The sequence below is a fragment of the Streptomyces sp. NPDC002574 genome (genome assembly GCF_042889545.1).
Classification (GTDB): Bacteria; Actinomycetota; Actinomycetes; order Streptomycetales; family Streptomycetaceae; genus Actinacidiphila.
On sequence record NZ_JBIARB010000003.1, the window covers coordinates 517,567 to 538,733 of the forward strand.

Below are 21,167 nucleotides of genomic sequence, written 5' to 3' on the forward strand. Positions count from 1 at the left end.
ATCGCGGCGCGTCCTCGCAGGTAGGACGGACAGCGAAGATCAATGGCAATCGCACTTGGCAAGAGCGTCAAGGAGGTTGCCATTTCCCGCACTGCGTGGAAGGCTGCCGACATCGAGGATTCGGTGATCTTCCCGGAGCATTGTCCGGCCCTTTCCTCCACCCCACGCGGGACGCCCCCGGTGCCGGTACGCACCGTGAATTCCCAGGCGTTCCCGACGGCCGGGCTGTGATCGTGTTGACCGTCAAACTATTTGGTGAGACGCTGGAAGCCCCGCGCACCGCGGCTGTATGCATGGCGAAGGGCAGTCTCGGCGCACACGGCGCGGGTGTCTCCTAACCCCTCACCCACGACCCACACCGCACAACGGTCGGTCACTCAGCGTGGAGGACCATCCATCATGGCAAAGGCGCTTCTCGGTTACGTCGGCGGACCCGACCCGCGACTTCTCTCCGAGATGCGAAGGCTGCAGCAGCGCGTCCAGGACCTGGAAACCGAACTCGTACGGATTCAGGCCGAGAACGACACGCTTGCCGCCGCTTCGCGCGAGCTCGTCGACGTACCTCACCCGGAGCCTGTTCTCGCTTGATCCGACCTTTCGGCCGATCAGTGGAAACGACCCCGTTTGGGAATGTGCAAGGGACGCCCCGGCGTCCCTTCGTCGTTTTGCCTCCCCCTCACCCTCCCATGATCTCCGCCCTCACGTTCCATGTGCCCCCGGCATTCCTCGGTGAAACCGGGACCGGCAGGTAGAGTCCCACGGCGTGCATCTCAAGAGCCTGACCCTGCGCGGGTTCAAGTCATTCGCCTCGGCGACGACCCTGCGGTTCGAACCCGGAATCACCTGTGTCGTCGGTCCGAACGGTTCCGGCAAGTCCAATGTCGTGGACGCGCTGTCCTGGGTCATGGGCGAGCAGGGCGCGAAATCACTGCGCGGCGGCAAGATGGAGGACGTCATCTTCGCCGGCACGACCGGTCGCCCGCCGCTCGGCCGTGCCGAGGTGTCGCTGACCATCGACAACAGCGACGGCGCCCTGCCGATCGACTACGCCGAGGTCACCATCACGCGGATCATGTTCCGCAACGGTGGCAGCGAATACCAGCTCAACGGCGACACGTGCCGGCTGCTCGACATCCAGGAACTCCTCTCGGACTCCGGTATCGGCCGCGAAATGCACGTCATCGTCGGCCAGGGGCAGCTGGATTCCGTGCTGCACGCCGATCCGATGGGCCGGCGCGCCTTCATCGAGGAGGCCGCCGGAGTTCTGAAGCACCGTAAGCGCAAGGAAAAGGCGCTGCGCAAGCTGGACGCGATGCAGGCCAACCTCGCCCGTGTGCAGGACCTCACCGGGGAACTGCGACGCCAGCTGAAGCCGCTCGGGCGGCAGGCCCAGGTGGCGCGGCGGGCGGCGGTGATCCAGGCCGACCTGCGCGACGCGCGGCTGCGGCTGCTCGCCGACGACCTGGTGACCCTGCGGGAGGCGCTGCGCACCGAGGTCGCCGACGAGGCCGCGCTCAAGGAGCGCCGCGACACCGTCGAGGCGGAACTGGCCGCCGCGAGCCGGCGTGAGACCCGGCTGGAGGAGCAGGTGCGGGCACTGGCCCCGCGCCTGGCCGACGCCCAGGCCACCTGGTACGGGCTGTCGCAGCTGGCCGAGCGGGTCCGCGGCACCATCGGCCTGGCCGAGCAGCGGGTGCGGCACGCCACCGCGCAGCAGCCCGAGGAGCGCCGCGGCCGCGACCCGGAGGACATGGAGCGCGAGGCCGCCCGCATCCGCGAGCAGGAGGCCGAACTCACCGAGGCCCTGGACGCCGCGCAGCGCGCCCTGGACGACACGGTCCACCACCGGGCCGAACTCGAACGCCGTCTCGCCGATGAGGACAAGGCCCTCAAGGCCGCCGCCCGGGCGATCGCCGACCGCCGCGAGGGGCTGGCCCGGCTGCAGGGCCAGGTCAACGCCGCCCGCTCCAAGGCCGGCTCGGCCGAGGCCGAGATCGGCCGCCTCGCCGCCGCCCGCGACGAGGCCCGTGAGCGCGCGGAGTCGGCGCAGGAGGAGTACGAGGAACTCCGCGCCCGGGTCGAGGGCCTGGACGCCGACGACACCGAGCTGGACGAGCGCCTGGACGCCGCGAAGGCGGAGCAGGCCGCCGCCGACGAGGCGCACTCCGCCGCCCGTGAGGCCGCGACCGCGGCGGAACGCCGGCGGGCGGCCCTGGCGGCCCGTCATGACGCCCTGGCCATGGGGCTGCGCCGCAAGGACGGCACCGGCGCGCTGCTCGCCGCCGGCGACCGGCTGGCCGGTCTGCTCGGTCCCGCCGCCGAACTGCTCACCGTCGCCCCGGGGCACGAGGTCGCGGTCGCCGCCGCGCTGGGTGCCGCCGCCGACGCCGTCGCCGTCACCGGCCCCTCGGCCGCCGCGGAGGCGCTGCGCCTGCTGCGCAAGGACGACGCCGGACGGGCGGCGCTGCTGGTGGCGGGCGGCACCGGGTCCGCGGAGGGCGCCGCCCTTCCGCCGGGGAGCCGTTCGGCCGCCTCGCTGGTCGCCGGGCCCGACTCGCTGCTGCCCTCGGTGCGCCGGCTGCTGCGGGACTACGTCGTGGTGGACACCCTCGCCGATGCCGAGACCCTGGTGTCCGGCCACCCCGCGGTGACGGCCGTCACCGCCGAAGGCGACGTCCTTGGCGCGCACTTCGCCCACGGCGGTTCGGCCGGCGCGCCCAGTCTGCTGGAGGTCCAGGCCGCCGTGGACGAGGCGGCGGCGGAGCTGGAGTCGCTCGCCGTGCACTGCACGGAGCTCGCGGATGCGCAGGGCCTGGCGAAGGAGCGCAGGACCGCGGCCGCCCGCCAGGTCGACGAGCTCACGCAAAGACGCCGCGCGGCCGAGAAGGAGAAGTCCGCCGTCGCCCAGCAGTTGGGCCGGCTGGGCGGACAGGCCCGGGCCGCGGCCGGGGAGGCGGAGCGTTCGGCCGCCGCGGTGGGGCGTGCCGAGGAGTCGATGGCGGCCGCCGTAGAGGAGTTCGAGGAGCTGTCGTTCCGTCTCAGCGAGGCGGAGGCCGCGCCCGCCGAGGAGGAGCCCGACACCTCCGTGCGCGACCGGCTCGCCGCCGACGGCGCCAACGCCCGTCAGACGGAGATGGAGGCGCGGCTCCAGGTGCGTACGCACGAGGAGCGCGTCAAGGGTCTCGCCGGCCGCGCCGACGGCCTCGACCGGGCCGCACGCGCCGAGCGGGAGGCGCGGGCACGCGCGGAGCGGCGCAAGGCGCGTCTGGCGTACGAGGCGCAGGTCGCGTCCGCGGTGCTGAAGGGCGCGCACGGCCTGCTCGCGTACGTGCAGGTGTCCCTGGCCCGTGCCGAGGCGGAGCGCGCGGCGGCCGAACGGGCGAAGGCGGAGCGCGAGGCGGAGCTGGACACCGAGCGCCGCCAGGGGCGGGAGCTGAAGTCCGAACTGGACCGGCTGACCGACTCCGTGCACAAGGGCGAGGTGCTGGGCGCGGAGAAGCGGATGCGCATCGAGCAGATGGAGGTCAAGGCGCTGGAGGAGCACGGCGTCGAGCCGGCCGGTCTGATCGCGGAGTACGGCCCGGACCAGCTCGTGCCGCCGTCGCCGCCCGCCGAGGGCGAGGAGCTGCCGGAGGACCCGGAGCACCCGCGCAACCGGCCCCGCCCCTACCACCGCGGCGAGCAGGAGAAGCGCCTGAAGGCGGCGGAGCGCGCGTACCAGCAGCTGGGCAAGGTCAACCCGTTGGCGCTGGAGGAGTTCGCGGCGCTGGAGGAGCGGCACAAGTTCCTGTCCGAGCAGTTGGAGGACCTCCGCAAGACCCGCGCCGACCTGCTGCAGGTCGTCAAGGAGGTCGACGAGCGCGTCGAGCAGGTCTTCACCTCCGCGTACCACGACACGGCGCGCGAGTTCGAGGGCGTCTTCTCGCGGCTCTTCCCGGGAGGCGAGGGCCGGCTGATCCTCACCGACCCGGAGAACATGCTGACCACAGGTGTGGACGTGGAGGCGCGACCGCCGGGCAAGAAGGTCAAGCGCCTGTCGCTGCTGTCCGGCGGCGAGCGCTCGCTGACCGCCGTGGCACTCCTGGTGTCGATCTTCAAGGCGCGGCCCAGCCCGTTCTACGTGATGGACGAGGTCGAGGCGGCGCTGGACGACACCAACCTGCAGCGGCTGATCCGCATCATGCGCGAGCTCCAGGAGAGCTCACAGCTGATCGTGATCACCCACCAGAAGCGCACCATGGAAGTGGCGGACGCGTTGTACGGCGTCTCCATGCAGGGCGACGGCGTCTCGAAGGTGATCAGCCAGCGCTTGAAGGCATGACGGCCACTTGGGTTCAACCTGTGAACAATCGAAGGGGCCTGGAGGCGGATCACCTTCCTTTGTGAGGTCAAAGTACGCGTTTTGACTTTGAAGCTTGAATGATTAGGGTCGGCGATGTTCTCTTAGTGTTCGAGTGATGGTGACTTGGGGGGTCCCGGCACTCGTAGCTCATGCCCCCACCTGTGGGCTCCACGCAGAGTCCGGGAGATTCACCAGTGACCACCACCACACACAAGGCCGGCACGGCCGGCCACGCCGAGCTCGGCCACGTCATCTTCATCACCGCGGCCGCCGCCATGGGCGGCTTCCTCTTCGGCTACGACAGCTCCGTCATCAACGGCGCCGTCGAGGGCATCCGCGGGAAGTACGACATCGGCTCCGCCGCACTCGCCCAGGTCGTCGCCATCGCGCTGATCGGCTGCGCCATCGGCGCCGCCACCGCCGGCCGGATCGCCGACCGCATCGGCCGCATCCGGGTGATGCGGATCGCCGCGGCGCTCTTCACCGTCAGCGCCATCGGCTCCGCGCTGCCCTTCGCCCTGTGGGACCTGGCTGTCTGGCGGATCATCGGCGGCTTCGCCATCGGCATGGCGTCGGTCATCGGCCCCGCCTACATCGCGGAGGTCGCCCCCGCCGCCTACCGCGGGCGGCTCGGCTCGTTCCAGCAGGCCGCGATCGTGATCGGCATCGCGGTGTCCCAGCTCGTCAACTGGGGCATCCTCCAGGCCGCCGGCGGCGACCAGCGCGGCCATGTACTGGGCGTCGAGGCCTGGCAGCTCATGCTCGGCGTGATGGTCGTGCCCGCCGTGCTGTACGGCGTGCTGTCCTTCGCGATCCCCGAGTCGCCCCGCTTCCTGATCTCCGCGGGCCGTCTCACGGACGCCAAGGAGGTGCTGCGCGACGTCGAGGGCGAGGGTGTCGACGCCGACGCCCGCGTCGCCGAGATCCGCTCCCACCTGAGCAGCGAGCACCGGTCCACGTTCAAGGACCTGTTGGGCGGGCGCTTCGGCTTCGCCCCGATCGTGTGGATCGGCATCGGGCTGTCGGTGTTCCAGCAGCTCGTCGGCATCAACGTGATCTTCTACTACTCCGCCACCCTGTGGCAGTCCGTCGGCATCGACCCGAGCAGCTCGTTCCTGTACTCGTTCACCACGTCGATCATCAACATCATCGGCACCGTGATCGCGATGGTCTTCGTCGACCGGATCGGCCGCAGGCCGCTGGCGCTCATCGGCTCCGCGGGCATGGCGATCTCCCTGGGCCTGGTCGCCTGGGCCTTCTCCCACAAGACCGGCAGCGGCGGCCACATCACCCTGCCGGGTGCCGAGGGCGCCGTGGCGCTGGTCGGCGCGCATGCCTTCGTGCTGTTCTTCGCCCTGTCGTGGGGTGTCGTGGTGTGGGTCTTCCTGGGCGAGATGTTCCCGAACCGCATCCGGGCCGCGGCCCTCGGCGTCGCCGCGTCGGCGCAGTGGATCGCCAACTGGGTGATCACCGCCAGCTTCCCGAGCCTGTCCGACTGGAACCTGTCGCTGACGTACGTGATCTACACGGCCTTCGCGCTCCTGTCGATCCCCTTCGTGCTCAAGTTCGTGCCCGAGACGAAGGGCAAGACCCTGGAGGAGATGGGCTAGGCCCGCCGCCCCCGCGTCGCAGGGTGCGCCGCCCCCGGTCCGGATCAGGACCGGGAGCGGCGCCGTTCGTTCACTGACAGGCCGTCAGTTGAGCGGACTTGGGAACCCGTGCCCGGGTGGCTCCCTGGGGAGGGCGCCGCGTGACCGATACTGGACGGGTTATGGAAACCGTCATTCTTGCCGTAGTCATCGCCCTGGTCGTGATCCTCGCGGCCGGCGGGCTGGTGGTGGGCAGCCGCCGCAGGAAGCAGCTGCCCCCCGCACCGCCCACCGAGACCCCGACGATCACCGCGCCTCCAGCCGAACCCCATGTCGGCGACGAGGCGGAGGAACCGCGGGACGAACCCCGCCGGACCATCGAAGAGGTCGAGCTCCCCGACTCGGACGAGGCCGCGGGCCCGGGTGTCCTCGTCGAGGAACCCCCCGCCGCCGTCGCGATCGAGCTCCCCGAGCCGACCGCGGGCCGCCTGGTGCGTCTGCGCTCCCGGCTCTCCCGCTCGCAGAACGCGCTCGGCAAGGGGCTGCTCACCCTGCTCTCCCGCGAGCACCTGGACGAGGACACGTGGGAGGAGATCGAGGACACCCTGCTCACCGCGGACGTCGGTGTCGCACCCACCCAGGAGCTGGTCGAGCGGCTGCGCACCCGTGTGCGGGTGATCGGCACCCGGACCCCCACGGAGCTGCGCACCCTGCTGCGCGAGGAGTTGCTGAACCTCGTCGGCACGGACTTCGACCGCACCCTGCACACCGAGGCCAAGCCCAATGCGGACGGGGCGGACCAGCCGGCCGTGCTGATGGTCGTCGGCGTCAACGGCACCGGCAAGACCACCACCACCGGCAAGCTCGCCCGTGTGCTGGTCGCCGACGGCCGCAGCGTCGTCCTCGGCGCCGCCGACACCTTCCGTGCCGCCGCCGCCGACCAGTTGCAGACCTGGGGCGAGCGGGTCGGCGCCCGCACGGTGCGCGGGCCCGAGGGGGGCGACCCCGCTTCGGTCGCCTTCGACGCGGTCAAGGAGGGCATCGCCGAGAGCGCGGACGTCGTCCTCATCGACACCGCCGGCCGCCTGCACACCAAGACCGGCCTCATGGACGAGCTCGGCAAGGTCAAGCGCGTCGTGGAGAAGCACGGCCCGGTGGACGAGGTGCTGCTCGTGCTCGACGCCACCACCGGCCAGAACGGCCTGGTGCAGGCCCGCGTCTTCGCCGAGGTCGTCGACATCACCGGCATCGTGCTGACCAAGCTCGACGGCACCGCCAAGGGCGGCATCGTCGTGGCGGTCCAGCGCGAGCTGGGCGTGCCCGTCAAACTCATCGGCCTGGGCGAGGGCGCGGACGACCTCGCCCCCTTCGAGCCCGAGGCGTTCGTGGACGCGCTGATCGGTTCCTAGTCCCGTACGGACGCACACAGGTGCATGAGTAAGGGGCGCACTCCCAGGGAGTGCGCCCCTTACTCATGCGGTGGCGCGGCCCGTGCGGGCGGCCCGCTCAGGCGTAGGCGCGGTCGCGGTGGCAGACGTACGCCAGGGTGCCGAGCAGCAGCCGCGCCTCGGGGGGCTGCTGGGCGGCGTCCAGGGCCGGCGGCCGCAGCCACCGGACGGGGCCGAGGCCGCCGAGGTCGGAGGGCGGCGCGGTGATGTCGTCACCGAGCCCGAGGCAGCGCAGATCGAGGTCCGCGTCGTCCCAGCCCATGCGGTAGAGCAGGTGCGGCAGCTCCGCGGCGGCGCCCGGTGCGACGAAGAACTGCGCCCGGCCGTCCGGGGTGGCGACGACCGGCCCGAGACGCAGTCCCATGCGCTCCAGGCGCACCAGCGCGCGTACGCCGGATCGTTCCGCCACTTCGATCACGTCGAAGGTGCGTCCCACGGGCAGCATGAGTGCCGCGCCCGGCACACGCTCCCACGCGGCCACGGCCTCCTCCAGCGTCGCGCCGGCCGGCACCTCGCCCGCGAAGTCCAGCCGGTGCGCCCCCGGGGCCTTGCAGCCGGGGTCCCCGCAGGAGCACTGCCCGCCCCCGCGTGTGGCGCGCGCACCCGGCGCCACCGCCCAACCGCACAACCCCGTGTACTCCGCCACGGTGGTGCACGCCGAGGCGTGCGTGCGGCGGCGCGCGCCGGAGCGGATGTGTCGCATCTCCCGCATGCTGCCGATCGTGAAGCCCATGACACCCCCAACGGGTCGCAGTTGCCGATGGTTACGCCCGTGCCTGATCGGCATGTGTCAAGTGAAGCGCGCCGGGTGGGTATGTAGTTCATTCGAAGGGGTGGCGAATGGTGGCGTTTCCGCAAGGGGGTCGCCGGATGGGTGATCGTAGGATTACTTTCGGTTGGGAAGCCCCGGGGAGCATGCGGGCCGGCGGGTATGCCGGAGGCAAGGCTCGTAGCACACTGAGCACTTGGGGGCCGAGCCAGGCAACGGGTCCACACCTCCGCGGTGTTGGGCGACGGAATGGGGGCATGACGGTGGGCGGCACACAGGACAAGCAGCCCAACGCGCAGTTGACCTCATGGTTCGTGCGCAGCGGCTGGTCCAAGGGCGAACTCGCGCGTCAGGTGAACCGCAGGGCGCGGCAGATGGGCGCGCTGCACGTCAGCACGGACACCTCCCGGGTGCGCCGCTGGCTCGACGGCGAGCAGCCGCGTGAGCCCATTCCGCGCATCCTGTCGGAGCTGTTCTCCGAGCGCTTCGGCTGCGTCGTCCCGGTGGAGGACCTGGGGCTGCGCCCCGCCCACCAGCCGCCCGCCGCCACCGGGGTGGACCTGCCGTGGGCCGGCCCGCAGACCATCCAGCTGATCAACGAGTTCTCGCGCAGCGACCTCATGCTGGGCCGCCGCGGATTCCTCGGCACCTCCCTGATGCTCTCCGCCGGCCCGTCCCTCGTGGAACCGATGCAGCGCTGGCTGGTGCCCGTCCCCGCGCACGGCGGCGACGGGCAGATGCCACCGCCCCGTGAGTCCGGCGACCGCCGGCCGAAGCTCTCCGACCCCGAGCTGGAGCTGCTGGAGGCCACCACGGTGATGTTCCGGCAGTGGGACAACCAGTGCGGTGGCGGCCTGCGCCGCAAGGCCGTCGTCGGCCAGCTGCACGAGGTCACCGACCTGCTGCAGGAGCCGCACCCGCAGGTCGTCGCCCGCCGGCTCTACCGGGTCACCGCGGAGCTCGCCGCGCTCGCCGGCTGGATGTCCTACGACGTGGGTCTGCACCCCACCGCCCAGAAGTACCTGGTCCTCGCGCTGCACGCCGCCAAGGAGGCCGACGACCAGCCGCTGGGCGCGTTCATCCTGTCCAGCATGAGCCGTCAGATGATCCACCTGGACCGGCCCGAGGACGCACTGGAACTCATCCATCTGGCGCAGTACGGCAGCCGCGGCACCGCGAGCGCCACCACCCAGGCGATGCTGCACGCGGTGGAGGCCCGCGCGTACGCCACCATGGGTCAGGTCAACAAGTGCCACCGGGCCGTGCGCATGGCCGAGGACGCCTTCTCGGACTCCACCGCCTCCGAGGACCCCGACTGGATCAGCTTCTTCAACGAGGCCGAGCTCAACGCGGAGAATGCCCACTCCTACCGCGACCTGGCCTATGTGGCCGGCCGCAGCCCCGCGTACGCCTCACTGGCGCGTCCGGTGATGCAGAAGGCCGTCAATCTGTTCGCCGAAGACAGCGTCCATCAGCGCGCCTACGCCCTCAACCTGATCGGCATGGCCACGGTGCACCTGCTGGAGAAGGAACCCGAGCAGGCGGCACGCCTCACCGTGCAGGCCATCGACGTCGCCCGGCACGTGCGCTCCGAACGGGTCAACACCCGCATCCGGAAGACCGCCGACTCCGCCCTGCGCCAGTACGGCGACGTGGCCGAGGTCGCCCAGCTCACCGACCGTCTCGCCAGCGCCCTCCCCGAGGCCGCTGAAACGGCCTGATCCAGCCACCACCCCAGTACTCCGGCCGCGGCCGGCCATCCCGACAGCCCGACTCGGCTCCCCCATGCCAGGTCAACCGGGTGGCCGTCCGCGGCCGGTCCCGTATACAGCGTGTCGGCCCCGCTCATGGTCACGGAGCAGTCACGGCGGCTTACGCTGGGGCTGCGGTTCACCGTGACGTAACACAGCCGACTTCTTCGTCACGGCCTCGAAACACCGGGTGGCGCCCACGGAAACCCGCCTGGGACAACCTCATGGCGAAAACCGGCCCACAGAGCCCACTTCCCGCACGGGCCGTCCGGATGACGAGGAGACGCCGATGGCAGCAGGCATCTTGACGCTTGCCGCAGACACGCCCAAGTTGGACAGCGGTAGCACGGCGTTCATGCTGCTGAGCGCCGCACTCGTACTCGTGATGACCCCTGGCCTCGCCTTCTTCTACGGCGGCATGGTGCGGGTCAAGAGCGTCCTGAACATGCTGATGATGAGCTTCATCGCCATCGGCATCGTCACGGTGCTCTGGACGCTCTACGGCTTCACCCTCGCCTTCGACTCCGGCAACGCCTTCATCGGTGGCCTCGACTGGGCCGGCATGCGGAACATCGGGATCTCCCAGCTGTGGGACGGCTACTCCATCCCGGTCTACGTCTTCGCCGTCTTCCAGCTGATGTTCGCGGTGATCACCCCCGCCCTGATCAGCGGTGCGCTCGCGGACCGGGTGAAGTTCGTCGCCTGGGCGCTGTTCGTCGCGCTGTGGGTCACGGTCGTGTACTTCCCGGTCGCCCACATGGTCTGGGCGTCCGACGGCTTCCTGTTCACCCGCGGCGTGATCGACTTCGCCGGTGGTACGGCGGTGCACATCAACGCCGGTGCGGCGGCGCTCGGCGTGATCCTCGTCATCCGCAAGCGCGTGGGCTTCAAGAAGGACCCGTTCCGGCCGCACAACCTGCCGCTGGTCATGCTCGGCGCCGGTCTGCTGTGGTTCGGCTGGTTCGGCTTCAACGCCGGCTCCTGGCTCGCCTCGGACGGCGTCGCCGCCGTGGCCTTCACCAACACGCAGGTCGCCACCGCCGCCGCCATGCTGGGCTGGCTCGCCTACGAGCGGATCAAGCACGGCTCCTTCACCACCCTGGGCGCGGCCTCCGGCGCGGTCTCCGGCCTGGTCGCCATCACCCCGGCCTGCGGCTCGGTCAGCCCGCTCGGCGCCATCGCGGTCGGTGTCATCGCGGGTGTGGCCTGCGCAGCCGCGGTCGGCCTGAAGTACCGGTTCGGTTTCGACGACTCCCTCGACGTGGTCGGCGTCCACATGGTCGGCGGCATCGTCGGCTCCCTGCTCATCGGCTTCCTGGCCACCGGCGGCGTCGGCCAGACCGCCAAGGGCGTCTTCTACGGCGGCGGCTTCGACCAGCTGTGGAAGCAGTTCCTCGGCGTCGGCGTGGTCCTGTTCTACTCCCTGATCGCGTCGGCGATCCTTGCCAAGCTCATCGACCTGGTGATCGGATTCACGGTGAGCGAGGACACCGAGGTCGCGGGCATCGACCAGGCCGAGCACGCGGAGACCGGCTACGACTTCGCCGGTGTGGCCGGCGCCGCGCGCGCCCTGGTCTCCTCCCTGGACAACAGCAGTGGCAAGGGCACCGAGGCTGCCCCGTCGAAGAAGGTGGACGCGTGAAGCTCATCACCGCGGTCGTCAAGCCGCACCGGCTGGACGAGATCAAGGAGGCGCTGCAGGCCTTCGGCGTCCAGGGCCTGACGGTCACCGAGGCCAGCGGCTACGGCCGTCAGCGGGGCCACACCGAGGTCTACCGGGGCGCCGAGTACACCGTCGACCTCGTCCCGAAGATCCGCATCGAGGTGCTGGTCGAGGACAGCGACGCCGACCAGTTGATCGACGTCATCGTCAAGGCGGCCCGCACCGGCAAGATCGGTGACGGCAAGGTCTGGAGCCTGCCGGTGGACACGGCGGTCCGGGTCCGCACCGGCGAGCGCGGGCCGGACGCACTCTGAGACAGCGCGGGGCGCGGCCGGACTCCGGCCGCGCCCCGTTCGCACGGCGACGGGAGACAGTGTGACGGAGAGCGTCGAGGCCAGGGCCGGCGACAACACCCCGGAGGGCTATGCCGCCGCCCGGCTGGCGCTGCTGAACGACGACGGTCCCTCCGGACCGTCGCGCCGCAGGGCGCTGGCCGACATCACCGACCGCTGGCTGGCGGCGCTCGCCCACGGGGCGGCCGCCCGGGCCGGCGCCGGCACCTGGGCCCTGGTCGCCGTCGGCGGCTACGGCCGGGCCGAACTCTCCCCGCGCAGCGACCTCGACCTGCTGCTCCTTCACGACGGCACCGGCAAGGCCGCCACCGTCGCCTCCCTCGCGGACGGCGTCTGGTACCCCGTGTGGGACCTGGGCGTCGCCCTCGACCACTCCGTCCGCACCCCGGCGGAGGCCCGCAGGACCGCGGCCGAGGACCTGAAAGTCCAGCTCGGCCTGCTCGACGCCCGCCACATCGCGGGCGATGCCGCCCTCACCGCGTCCCTGCGCACCGCCGTCCTGGCCGACTGGCGCAACCAGGCCCCGAAGAGGCTCCCCGCGCTCCACGAGCTCTGCCTGGAGCGCGCCGAACGCCAGGGCGAGCTGTCCTACCTCCTCGAACCCGATCTCAAGGAGGCCCGCGGCGGCCTGCGCGACGCCACGGCACTGCGCGCCGTGGCCGCCTCTTGGCTGGCCGACGCGCCCCGCGAGGGCCTGGAGGACGCCCGTACCCGCCTGCTCGACGCCCGCGACGCCCTGCACCTCGTCACCGGCCGCGCCACCGACCGCCTCGCCCTCCAGGAGCAGGACCAGGTCGCCGCCGCCCTCGGCCTGCTGGACGCCGACACCCTGCTCCGCCAGGTGTACGAGTCGGCCCGCACCGTCTCCTACGCCTTCGACGTCACCTGGCGCGAGGTCGGCCGGGTGCTGCGCTCACGGCAGTCGCGGCCCCGCCGGCGCGGTCTGCTCGGCCTCGGCCGCCCCGAGCAGAGCGCGGCGGCGGCCGAGCGCACCCCGCTCGCCGAGGGGGTCGTGGAGCACGAGGGCGAGGCCGTCCTCGCGCGTACGGTCCGGCCGGAACGCGATCCGGCGCTGCCGCTGCGCGCCGCCGCGGCCGCCGCGCAGAACGGCCTGCCGCTGTCCCTGCACGCGGTCCGCCGGCTCGGCGTCGCCCAGGCGACCCGCCCGCTGCCGGTGCCGTGGCCGGCCGAGGCCCGCGAGCAGCTGGTGACGCTGCTGGGGGCGGGGGAGTCCACCGTCCCGGTGTGGGAGGCGCTGGAGGCCGAGGGCATGATCACCCGGCTGATCCCGGACTGGGACCGGGTGCGCTGCCGCCCGCAGCGCAACGCCGTGCACGTGTGGACCGTCGACCGGCACCTGATCGAGTGCGCCGTGCGCGCCTCCCGGCTGACCCGCCGGGTCGGCCGCCCCGACCTGCTGCTCATCGCGGCCCTGCTGCACGACATCGGCAAGGGCTGGCCCGGCGACCACTCCGAGGCGGGCGAGGTCATCGCGCGCGACGTCGCGGCCCGCTTCGGCTTCGGCCGCGCCGACGTCGCGACGCTGGCCCTGCTGGTCCGCCACCACCTGCTGCTGATCGAGACCGCGACCCGTCGCGACCTGGACGATCCGGTCACGGTCGAGGGCGTCGCCGAGACCGTGCGCGACACCGAGACCCTGGAGCTGCTGCACGCGCTCACCGAGGCGGACGCGCTGGCCACCGGTCCCGCCGCGTGGAGCGCCTGGCGGGCCTCCCTGGTCGCCGATCTGGTCAAGCGGGTCGCCGCCGTCCTGGCGACCGGCGAGGTGCCCGAGCCCGCGGCGCCCGAGACCACCGCCGAGGAGGAGCGCCTGGCGGTCGAGGCCGCCCGTACCCGCGGGCCGGTGATCGCGCTGCACGCGCACGCCGAGCCGGACCCGGACGACGCCCCGCGTGCCGCGGCGGACGACGAGCCCGAGCCGGTCGGCGTCGAGCTGCTGCTCGCCGTGCCGGACCGCCCAGGTCTGCTGGCCGCCGCCGCCGGTGTCCTCGCCCTGCACCGGCTCACCGTCCGGGCCGCCGACCTGCGCACCGTCGACCCCATCGATGACGGCCCGGTCACCCTGCTGCGCTGGCGGGTGGCCGCCGAGTACGGCTCCCTGCCCGAGGCGGCCCGGCTGCGCAACGACTTCGCCCGCGCCTTCGCGGGCTCACTGGACATCGGGACCCGGCTCGCCGAGCGCGAGTCGGCGTATCCCCGGCGGCGCGGCGTCACCCCGCCCCCGCCGCGGGTCACCGTCGCGCCCGGCACCTCCAAGGCGGCGACCGTCATCGAGGTCCGCGCGCACGACGCCCCGGGCCTGCTGCACCGGATCGGCCGCGCCCTGGAGACGGCGGGCGTCAATGTGCGCTCCGCCCGGATCAGCACGCTCGGCGCCAACGCGGTGGACGCGTTCTACGTCACCGACGGCAACGGCGATCCGCTTCCCGACGTACGCGCGGCCGAGATCGCCGACCAGGTGGAGCGGGCTCTGCGCTGACGCCATGGAGACCTTTCACGGGCCGGGCGGATACCCTGGAGGGCGACCTACCTCCCGCCCCCGACCTGAGGATCCGCGACCGACGTGTTCGACACCCTTTCCGACCGCCTCGCAGCGACATTCAAGAACCTCCGGGGCAAGGGCCGCCTCTCCGAGGCCGACATCGACGCCACGGCGCGCGAGATCCGCATCGCGCTGCTGGAGGCGGACGTCGCCCTGCCGGTGGTCCGAGCGTTCATCAAGCAGGTCAAGGAGAGGGCCGCGGGCGCCGAGGTCTCACAGGCGCTGAACCCGGCCCAGCAGGTCATCAAGATCGTCAACGAGGAGCTGGTCGGCATCCTCGGTGGCGAGACCCGCCGCCTGCGATTCTCCAAGCAGCCGCCGACCGTGATCATGCTCGCGGGTCTGCAGGGTGCCGGTAAGACCACGCTGGCCGGAAAGCTCGGCCTCTGGCTGAAGACCCAGGGCCACGCCCCGCTGCTCGTCGCGGCCGACCTCCAGCGCCCCAACGCCGTCAACCAGCTCCAGGTCGTCGGTGAGCGGGCCGGCGTCGCCGTCTTCGCCCCGGAGCCCGGCAACGGCGTGGGTGACCCGGTGCAGGTGGCCAAGGACTCCATCGAGCACGCCCGGGGCAAGCAGTACGACGTCGTGGTCGTCGACACCGCCGGCCGCCTCGGCATCGACGCCGAGATGATGCAGCAGGCCGCGGACATCCGCGACGCCGTGCAGCCCGACGAGATCCTCTTCGTCGTCGACGCCATGATCGGCCAGGACGCGGTCAACACCGCCGAGGCATTCCGCGACGGCGTCGGCTTCGACGGTGTGGTGCTGTCCAAGCTCGACGGCGACGCGCGCGGTGGTGCCGCGCTGTCGATCGCGCACGTCACCGGCCGCCAGATCATGTTCGCCTCCAACGGCGAGAAGCTGGACGAGTTCGACGCCTTCCACCCCGACCGGATGGCCTCGCGCATCCTCGGCATGGGCGACGTCCTCAGCCTGATCGAGAAGGCCGAGCAGACCTTCAGCCAGGCCGAGGCCCAGAAGATGGCCGAGAAGCTGGCCAAGGGCCCCAAGGAGTTCACCCTCGACGACTTCCTCCAGCAGATGGAGCAGGTCCGCAAGATGGGGTCGATCTCCAAGCTGCTCGGCATGCTCCCGGGCATGGCCCAGATCAAGGACCAGATCAACAACCTCGACGAGCGCGACGTGGACCGCACCGCCGCGATCATCAAGTCGATGACTCCGGGCGAGCGCCAGGACCCGATGATCATCAACGGTTCCCGCAGGGCCCGCATCGCCCGCGGTTCCGGTGTCGACGTCAGCGCGGTGAAGGGCCTGGTCGAGCGGTTCTTCGAGGCCCGCAAGATGATGTCCCGGATGGCCCAGGGCGGCATCCCCGGGATGCCGGGCATGCCGGGCCTGGGCGGCGGCCGCCAGAAGAAGCAGCAGAAGAAGGCCAAGGGCAAGCGCCAGAGCGGCAACCCGCTGAAGCGCGCCGAGGAGGAGAAGGCCGCGGCCGCCCGCCGGGAGCAGCAGGCCGGCAATGCCTTCGGGGCCCCGCAGGACGAGGGCAACCAGTTCGAACTGCCCGACGAGTTCAAGAAGTTCATGGGCTGAGCCCGTCACCCGTGTCGTGCCCGGAGGCGCCCCCCGCGACGGGGGCGCCTCCGTCGTACGGGCATGATGGACGTATGCGCGTTCACATCCGCCCACCGGAATTCGCCGACGCTCCCGCGTACCGCGAGGCCGTCCTCCGCTCGGCCGAGCACGTGGGCCAGTGGAATCCCGTCGAGCCGGACGGGCTGCCGGAACTGCTGCGCCGCCAGGGGCCGGTCCTGCGGACCTTCCTGATCATCGACGAGGAGACCGGCGAGATCGCCGGGAAGTGCAACGTGGCCAACATTTCCATGGGCCGCTTCCGCAACGCCTCGCTCGGTTACGACAGCTACATGCCCTTCGTCGGCACCGGCCGGATGACCGAGGGCCTGCGCCTGGTGGTGGACCGCTGCTTCACCGCGGAGCCGCGCGGGCTGGGCCTGCACCGGCTGGAGATCAACGTCCAGCCGGAGAACGAGCGCTCGGTCGCCATGGCCAAGCGGCTCGGTTTCCGCCACGAGGGCTTCTCGCCCCGGATGCTCTACCTGAACGACGCCTGGCGGGACCACGAGCGCTTCGCGCTCACCGCCGAGGAGTGGCCCGGAGCCTGAGGGGCGCACTCGGGCGGCTGTCCGTATGGTGCCAATATGGCCAATTCGGTACCGCCCCGGAAGAACCCGGGCGACCCGTGGCGGGCGGAGGGAGCTCCGTCGTCGCCGCCCACCCGGCGACGGCGCAGACTGGGCGGCTGGGGCGGGATGATCCTGGCCGCGGTCGCCGTGTTCCTGATCACCGACCTGGTGCTGTCGCTGGTCGCCGGATCACGCCCGACCACGATCTCGTACTCCGAGTTCGGCCGGCAGCTCGCCGCGAACAACATCTCGAAGATCTACTCCAAGGGCGACGCCATCGAGGGGCAGCTCAGGGAGGCCGCCCCCGCGCCCAAGAGCTCGGGGGAGAAGACGTACACCCAGTTCAAGACCCAGCGACCGGTCTTCGCCAAGGACGACCTGTGGGGCGCGCTGACGAAGAACAAGGTCACCGTCACCGCGCAGCCCGTCGTCCAACAGCGCGGCATCCTCTACAACATCGCGCTCTCGCTGGCGCCGGTGCTGCTGCTGGTCCTGCTGTGGCTCTTCGTCGCACGCCGCATGAGCCGGCTGACCGGCGGGGGAGGCCTCGGCGGGCTCGGCGGCTTCGGCCGCAAGACGCCCGTGCCGATCCGGCCCGACGAGGGCCGGCGCACCACCTTCGAGGACGTCGCCGGCATCGACGAGGTCGAGGCCGAGCTGAACGAGGTCGTGGACTTCCTCAAGCGGCCCGACGCCTATCGGGCGCTCGGCGCGCGCATGCCGCGCGGCGTGCTGCTCGCGGGACCGCCCGGCACCGGCAAGACGCTCCTGGCGCGGGCCGTCGCCGGTGAGGCCGACGTGCCGTTCTTCTCCGCCTCGGCCTCTGAGTTCATCGAGATGATCGTCGGCGTGGGCGCCGGCCGGGTGCGCGAGCTGTTCGCCGAGGCCCGCAAGGTCGCCCCCGCGATCATCTTCATCGACGAGATCGACACCATCGGCCGCGCCCGCGGCGCCGCCGGCGGACTCGGCGGCCACGACGAGCGCGAGCAGACCCTGAACCAGATCCTCACCGAGATGGACGGCTTCTCCGGCTCCGAGGGAGTCGTCGTCATCGCCGCCACCAACCGTCCCGACGTGCTCGACCCCGCCCTCACGCGGCCGGGCCGCTTCGACCGCACCGTGCACGTCAGCCCGCCCGACCGGACCGGCCGCGAGGCGATCCTCCGCATCCACCTGCGCGACGTCCCGCTCCAGGCCGACATCGACCTCACCCGGATCGCCCGCGCGACCCCCGGCATGACGGGCGCGGAACTCGCCAACCTCGCCAACGAGGCCGCGCTGCTCGCCGTCAAACGCGGCAAGAAGACCGTCGGGCAGAGCGAGCTGTCCGACGCCCTGGAGAAGGTGCAGCTCGGCGCGGCGCGGCCGCTCGTCCTGTCTCCCGAGGAACGGCGCCGCACGGCGTACCACGAGTCCGGCCACGCGCTGCTCGGCATGCTGCAGCCCGGCGCCGACCCGGTACGCAAGATCACCATCGTGCCGCGCGGCCGCGCCCTGGGCGTCACGCTCTCCACCCCCGACTCCGACCGCTACGCCTACAGCGAGGAGTACCTGCGCGGCCGCATCATCGGCGCCCTCGGCGGCATGGCCGCCGAGCACGTCGTCTTCGGGGTGATCACCACCGGCGCCGAGAACGACCTGGAGCAGGTCACCAACCTCGTGCGCGGCATGGTCGGCCGATGGGGGATGAGCGACCGGGTCGGGCCGCTGTCGGCGATCCCGGCCGACGCCCAGCAGCCGTACGGGCTGTCCGCCGCCCCGTCCACCCTCGACGTGGTCGACGCGGAGATGCGCCGCATCGTCGACGAGTGCTACGGCACCGCCTGCCGCCTCCTCGACCAGCACCGCGAGCAGCTGGACTCGCTGGCCGAGCGGCTCCTGGAGGCGGAGACGCTGGAGGAGAGCGAGGCGTACGCGGCCGCCGGCATCCCCCGGCTGGAGAAGCCGTCCGGGAACCTCGAGTAGGGCCCGGTCCGCCGGTCCTGGGCTCAGACCCGCGCGACCAGGTAGCGGAAGACGTTCTCCATCCGCACCGTGCCGTCCGCGCGCCGGTACGGGTGCAGTGCCTCCCGCAGTTCCTTGCGGACCTGGTCCACGTCCGTGGCCGCCGCCGCCGCGTCGAAGAGCCCGGTGGAGACCAGGCCGCGGACCGCGCTGTCCATGTCGGGGTAGCCGAACGGGCAGGACACCCGGCCGGAGCCGTCCGGGCGCAGACCCGCGCCGCGGGCCATGTCCTCGAGGTCGTCCCGGCCGCTGAGACGGGTCTCCACCGCGGCGCCGCGCGGCTCGGCGAGGCGTGCGGCGACCCGCAGCACCCGTCCCGTCGCGCACCGCTCGGGCGGTCCCCAGCCGGCCAGGACGACGGGGCTGCCGCGCTCGGCGAGGCCGGCCGCCGCACGCAGCGCCGGTACCAGGCCCGACGGCAGCGCCGCCGGGTCGAACGCGGTGATCATCGTGAACGGCTGCGCACCGGGCGCGGCGGCCGCCTCAGGTCCGCCGGGCACGAGCCGGGTGCGGCCGCGGGAGGGTGCGGGGATGCCCCACTGCGGGGCGGGGAGGAGTCGTTGCCGGGCGAGTGCCAGCCGGTGGTCGTCGGGGTCGCAGCCGGTGACGGTGGCCCCGCGGGCGGCGGCCATGAGCAGCGCGAGCCCCGAACCGCAGCCGACGCCCAGCAGGCGCGTGGCGGTGCCGACGCCCAGGCGCTCGTGCACGGCTTCGTAGAGCGGGACGAGCATCCGCTCCTGGATCTCGGCCCAGTCCCGCGCCCTGCCGTCGGCCCGGTGGATGCGTGGGTGTGCGAGCGTAGGTGTCATAGATCGCCCCTTCAGCCGCGTCGCGGTCTCGCTGAAAGCTTTCCTCGTACGCTCCCCCGTTACGCCGCGCATGTTCACGGTTACGCGGCGCATGCCCCCTAGGTCAGCCAACTCCCCTTCCGGGCCGTAGTCCAGAGGTTTGAAGGCGGGGATTGAGCCGAACCGGCGGCCGGGGCGCGCCCCGTCGATTCACGTCCGGCGGCGGCGGACCCGTACCATCTGCCGCATGGCAAAGGCTCCCGTACTCACGCCCCAGGCGGACGACTTCCCGCGCTGGTACCAGGACCTGATCAACAAGGCCGAGCTGGCCGACAACGGCCCGGTGCGCGGCTCGATGGTCATCCGGCCGTACGGGTACTCGCTCTGGGAGCGGATGCAGCAGGATCTTGACGGGCGCATTAAGGAGGCGGGGGCTCAGAACGCCTACTTCCCGCTCTTCATCCCGCAGTCGTACTTCGCCAAGGAGGCGGAGCACGTCGAGGGTTTCGCCCCGGAGCTGGCGGTGGTCACTCACGGCGGAGGCAAGGAGCTGGAGGAGTCGGTGGTGGTCCGACCCACCTCCGAGATGATCATCAACGACTACTTCTCCAAGTGGGTGCAGAGCTACCGCGACCTGCCGCTGCTGATCAACCAGTGGGCGAACGTCGTCCGTTGGGAGATGCGCCCCCGGCTGTTCCTGCGTACGACTGAGTTCCTCTGGCAGGAGGGCCACACGGCGCACGCGACCTATGAGGAGGCGCGCGACTACGCCGGCATGATCCACCGCGAGGTGTACGGCGACTTCATGACCAATGTGCTGGGCATCGACGTGGTGCTGGGCCGCAAGACCGCCAAGGAGCGATTCGCGGGCGCCATCAACACCCTCACCCTCGAAGGCATGATGGGCGACGGCAAGGCGTTGCAGATGGGCACCAGCCATGAGCTGGGCCAGACCTTCGCCAAGGCGTTCAACACCTCCTATCTGTCCAGCGAGGGCAAGCAGGAACTGGTCTGGCAGACCTCCTGGGGCGCGACCACCCGCATGGTCGGCGGCCTGATCATGTCCCACGGCGACGACAACGGACTGCGCGTGCCGCCGCGGCTGGCGCCCGTGCAGGCCGTCGTGCTGGCGATCAAGGGCGACGACGAGGTCGTGGCCAAGGTCCGCGAGATCGGCGACCGGCTCAAGGCCGCGGGCATCCGCGTGCAGGTGGACGTGCGCACCGACACCCCCTTCGGCCGCCGCGCCGTGGACTGGGAGCTCAAGGGCGTGCCCGTCCGCGTCGAGGTCGGCCCGCGCGACCTGGAGAACGGCACCGCGATGCTGGCCCGCCGCATTCCCGGCGGCAAGGAGCCGGTGGCCATCGACGAGCTGACCGCGCTGATCCCCAAGGCGCTCGAGGAGGACCAGGCCACGCTGCTGCGCCAGTCCCGCGAGCGCCGCGAGGCGCGCACCGTGGACGTCGCGACGATCGGCGAGGCCGCCGAGGCCGCGGCCACCGGCTGGGCCCGCATCCCGTGGGCGGACCTGGGCCCGGAGGGCGAGGCCAAGCTCGCCGAGCAGAGCGTGTCGGTGCGCTGCCTGCTCACCGAGGACGGGGCGGTGCCGGAAACGGACGACGCGCCGGGTACCGTGGCGGTCGTCGCGCGGGCATACTGACCGTCAGATGACTGAAAAGCGACGTACGTAATCGGCAGTACGTCCTTGCTTGAGGCGGGTGCGTGGCTTCTC

15 protein-coding genes are annotated in these 21,167 nt (G+C 71.8%); 13 read left to right on the forward strand and 2 right to left on the reverse strand.

The window, feature by feature from the left end; translation table 11 throughout:
- The first annotated feature begins 42 nt into the window (after window positions 1–42).
- The 5 genes from ACFYXS_RS09265 (at window position 43) to ftsY (ending at window position 7,340) form a co-directional block, all read left to right on the forward strand.
- Window positions 43–231, forward strand: a complete 189-nt coding sequence (locus tag ACFYXS_RS09265) for a hypothetical protein (RefSeq protein WP_389245541.1) — start codon at window positions 43–45, stop codon at window positions 229–231.
- A gap of 168 nt (window positions 232–399) precedes the next feature.
- Entirely contained in the window at window positions 400–588 is a 189-nt protein-coding gene (locus ACFYXS_RS09270; protein WP_389245543.1) for a hypothetical protein, read from the forward strand.
- Window positions 589–763: 175 nt separating this feature from the next.
- Window positions 764–4,321: a chromosome segregation protein SMC gene (smc, locus tag ACFYXS_RS09275; protein WP_389245545.1), complete on the forward strand. Its 3,558-nt coding sequence runs from the start codon at window positions 764–766 to the stop codon at window positions 4,319–4,321.
- A 170-nt stretch (window positions 4,322–4,491) separates the two neighbouring features.
- Entirely contained in the window at window positions 4,492–5,952 is a 1,461-nt protein-coding gene (locus ACFYXS_RS09280; protein ID WP_389245547.1) for a sugar porter family MFS transporter, read from the forward strand.
- Window positions 5,953–6,113: 161 nt separating this feature from the next.
- Window positions 6,114–7,340 (forward strand): signal recognition particle-docking protein FtsY, encoded by a 1,227-nt coding sequence (gene ftsY, locus ACFYXS_RS09285; protein ID WP_389245549.1) that lies wholly within the window; start codon window positions 6,114–6,116, stop codon window positions 7,338–7,340.
- 97 nt (window positions 7,341–7,437) lie between these two features.
- On the opposite strand, the gene ACFYXS_RS09290 is transcribed toward ftsY, so the two are convergent.
- A complete protein-coding gene (locus ACFYXS_RS09290; RefSeq protein WP_319659735.1) occupies window positions 7,438–8,112 on the reverse strand; it encodes a bifunctional DNA primase/polymerase in 675 nt (224 codons plus the stop codon).
- A gap of 293 nt (window positions 8,113–8,405) precedes the next feature.
- Between ACFYXS_RS09290 and ACFYXS_RS09295 the strand changes: the two genes are divergently transcribed.
- The 7 genes from ACFYXS_RS09295 to ftsH all read left to right on the forward strand — a co-directional run bounded on the left by ACFYXS_RS09295 (window position 8,406) and on the right by ftsH (window position 18,608).
- Window positions 8,406–9,869, forward strand: a complete 1,464-nt coding sequence (locus ACFYXS_RS09295; protein ID WP_389245552.1) for a hypothetical protein — start codon at window positions 8,406–8,408, stop codon at window positions 9,867–9,869.
- Between the two features lie 319 nt (window positions 9,870–10,188).
- Window positions 10,189–11,541 (forward strand): ammonium transporter, encoded by a 1,353-nt coding sequence (locus ACFYXS_RS09300; RefSeq protein ID WP_389245554.1) that lies wholly within the window; start codon window positions 10,189–10,191, stop codon window positions 11,539–11,541.
- Window positions 11,538–11,876: a P-II family nitrogen regulator gene (locus ACFYXS_RS09305; RefSeq protein ID WP_319659731.1), complete on the forward strand. Its 339-nt coding sequence runs from the start codon at window positions 11,538–11,540 to the stop codon at window positions 11,874–11,876. Before ACFYXS_RS09300 ends, ACFYXS_RS09305 begins: the two co-directional genes overlap by 4 nt.
- Before the next feature lie 61 nt (window positions 11,877–11,937).
- Window positions 11,938–14,415 (forward strand): [protein-PII] uridylyltransferase, encoded by a 2,478-nt coding sequence (locus ACFYXS_RS09310; RefSeq protein ID WP_389245557.1) that lies wholly within the window; start codon window positions 11,938–11,940, stop codon window positions 14,413–14,415.
- 84 nt (window positions 14,416–14,499) lie between these two features.
- Window positions 14,500–16,032: a signal recognition particle protein gene (gene ffh / locus ACFYXS_RS09315; protein ID WP_389245559.1), complete on the forward strand. Its 1,533-nt coding sequence runs from the start codon at window positions 14,500–14,502 to the stop codon at window positions 16,030–16,032.
- 74 nt (window positions 16,033–16,106) lie between these two features.
- Entirely contained in the window at window positions 16,107–16,622 is a 516-nt protein-coding gene (locus tag ACFYXS_RS09320; protein ID WP_389245561.1) for a GNAT family N-acetyltransferase, read from the forward strand.
- 36 nt (window positions 16,623–16,658) lie between these two features.
- Window positions 16,659–18,608 carry an ATP-dependent zinc metalloprotease FtsH gene (gene ftsH, locus ACFYXS_RS09325; protein WP_389245563.1) on the forward strand — a complete coding sequence of 650 codons (1,950 nt, stop codon included), beginning with the start codon at window positions 16,659–16,661 and terminating at the stop codon, window positions 18,606–18,608.
- A 23-nt stretch (window positions 18,609–18,631) separates the two neighbouring features.
- On the opposite strand, the gene ACFYXS_RS09330 is transcribed toward ftsH, so the two are convergent.
- The gene (locus ACFYXS_RS09330) at window positions 18,632–19,456 is read right to left on the reverse strand and encodes a class I SAM-dependent methyltransferase (RefSeq protein ID WP_389245565.1); all 825 of its coding nucleotides are present in this window, start codon (window positions 19,454–19,456) and stop codon (window positions 18,632–18,634) included.
- Window positions 19,457–19,682: 226 nt separating this feature from the next.
- Here ACFYXS_RS09330 and proS point away from each other — a divergent pair, with 226 nt between their 5' ends.
- Window positions 19,683–21,095 carry a proline--tRNA ligase gene (gene proS / locus ACFYXS_RS09335; protein ID WP_389245567.1) on the forward strand — a complete coding sequence of 471 codons (1,413 nt, stop codon included), beginning with the start codon at window positions 19,683–19,685 and terminating at the stop codon, window positions 21,093–21,095.
- The last annotated feature ends 72 nt before the right edge of the window (window positions 21,096–21,167 follow it).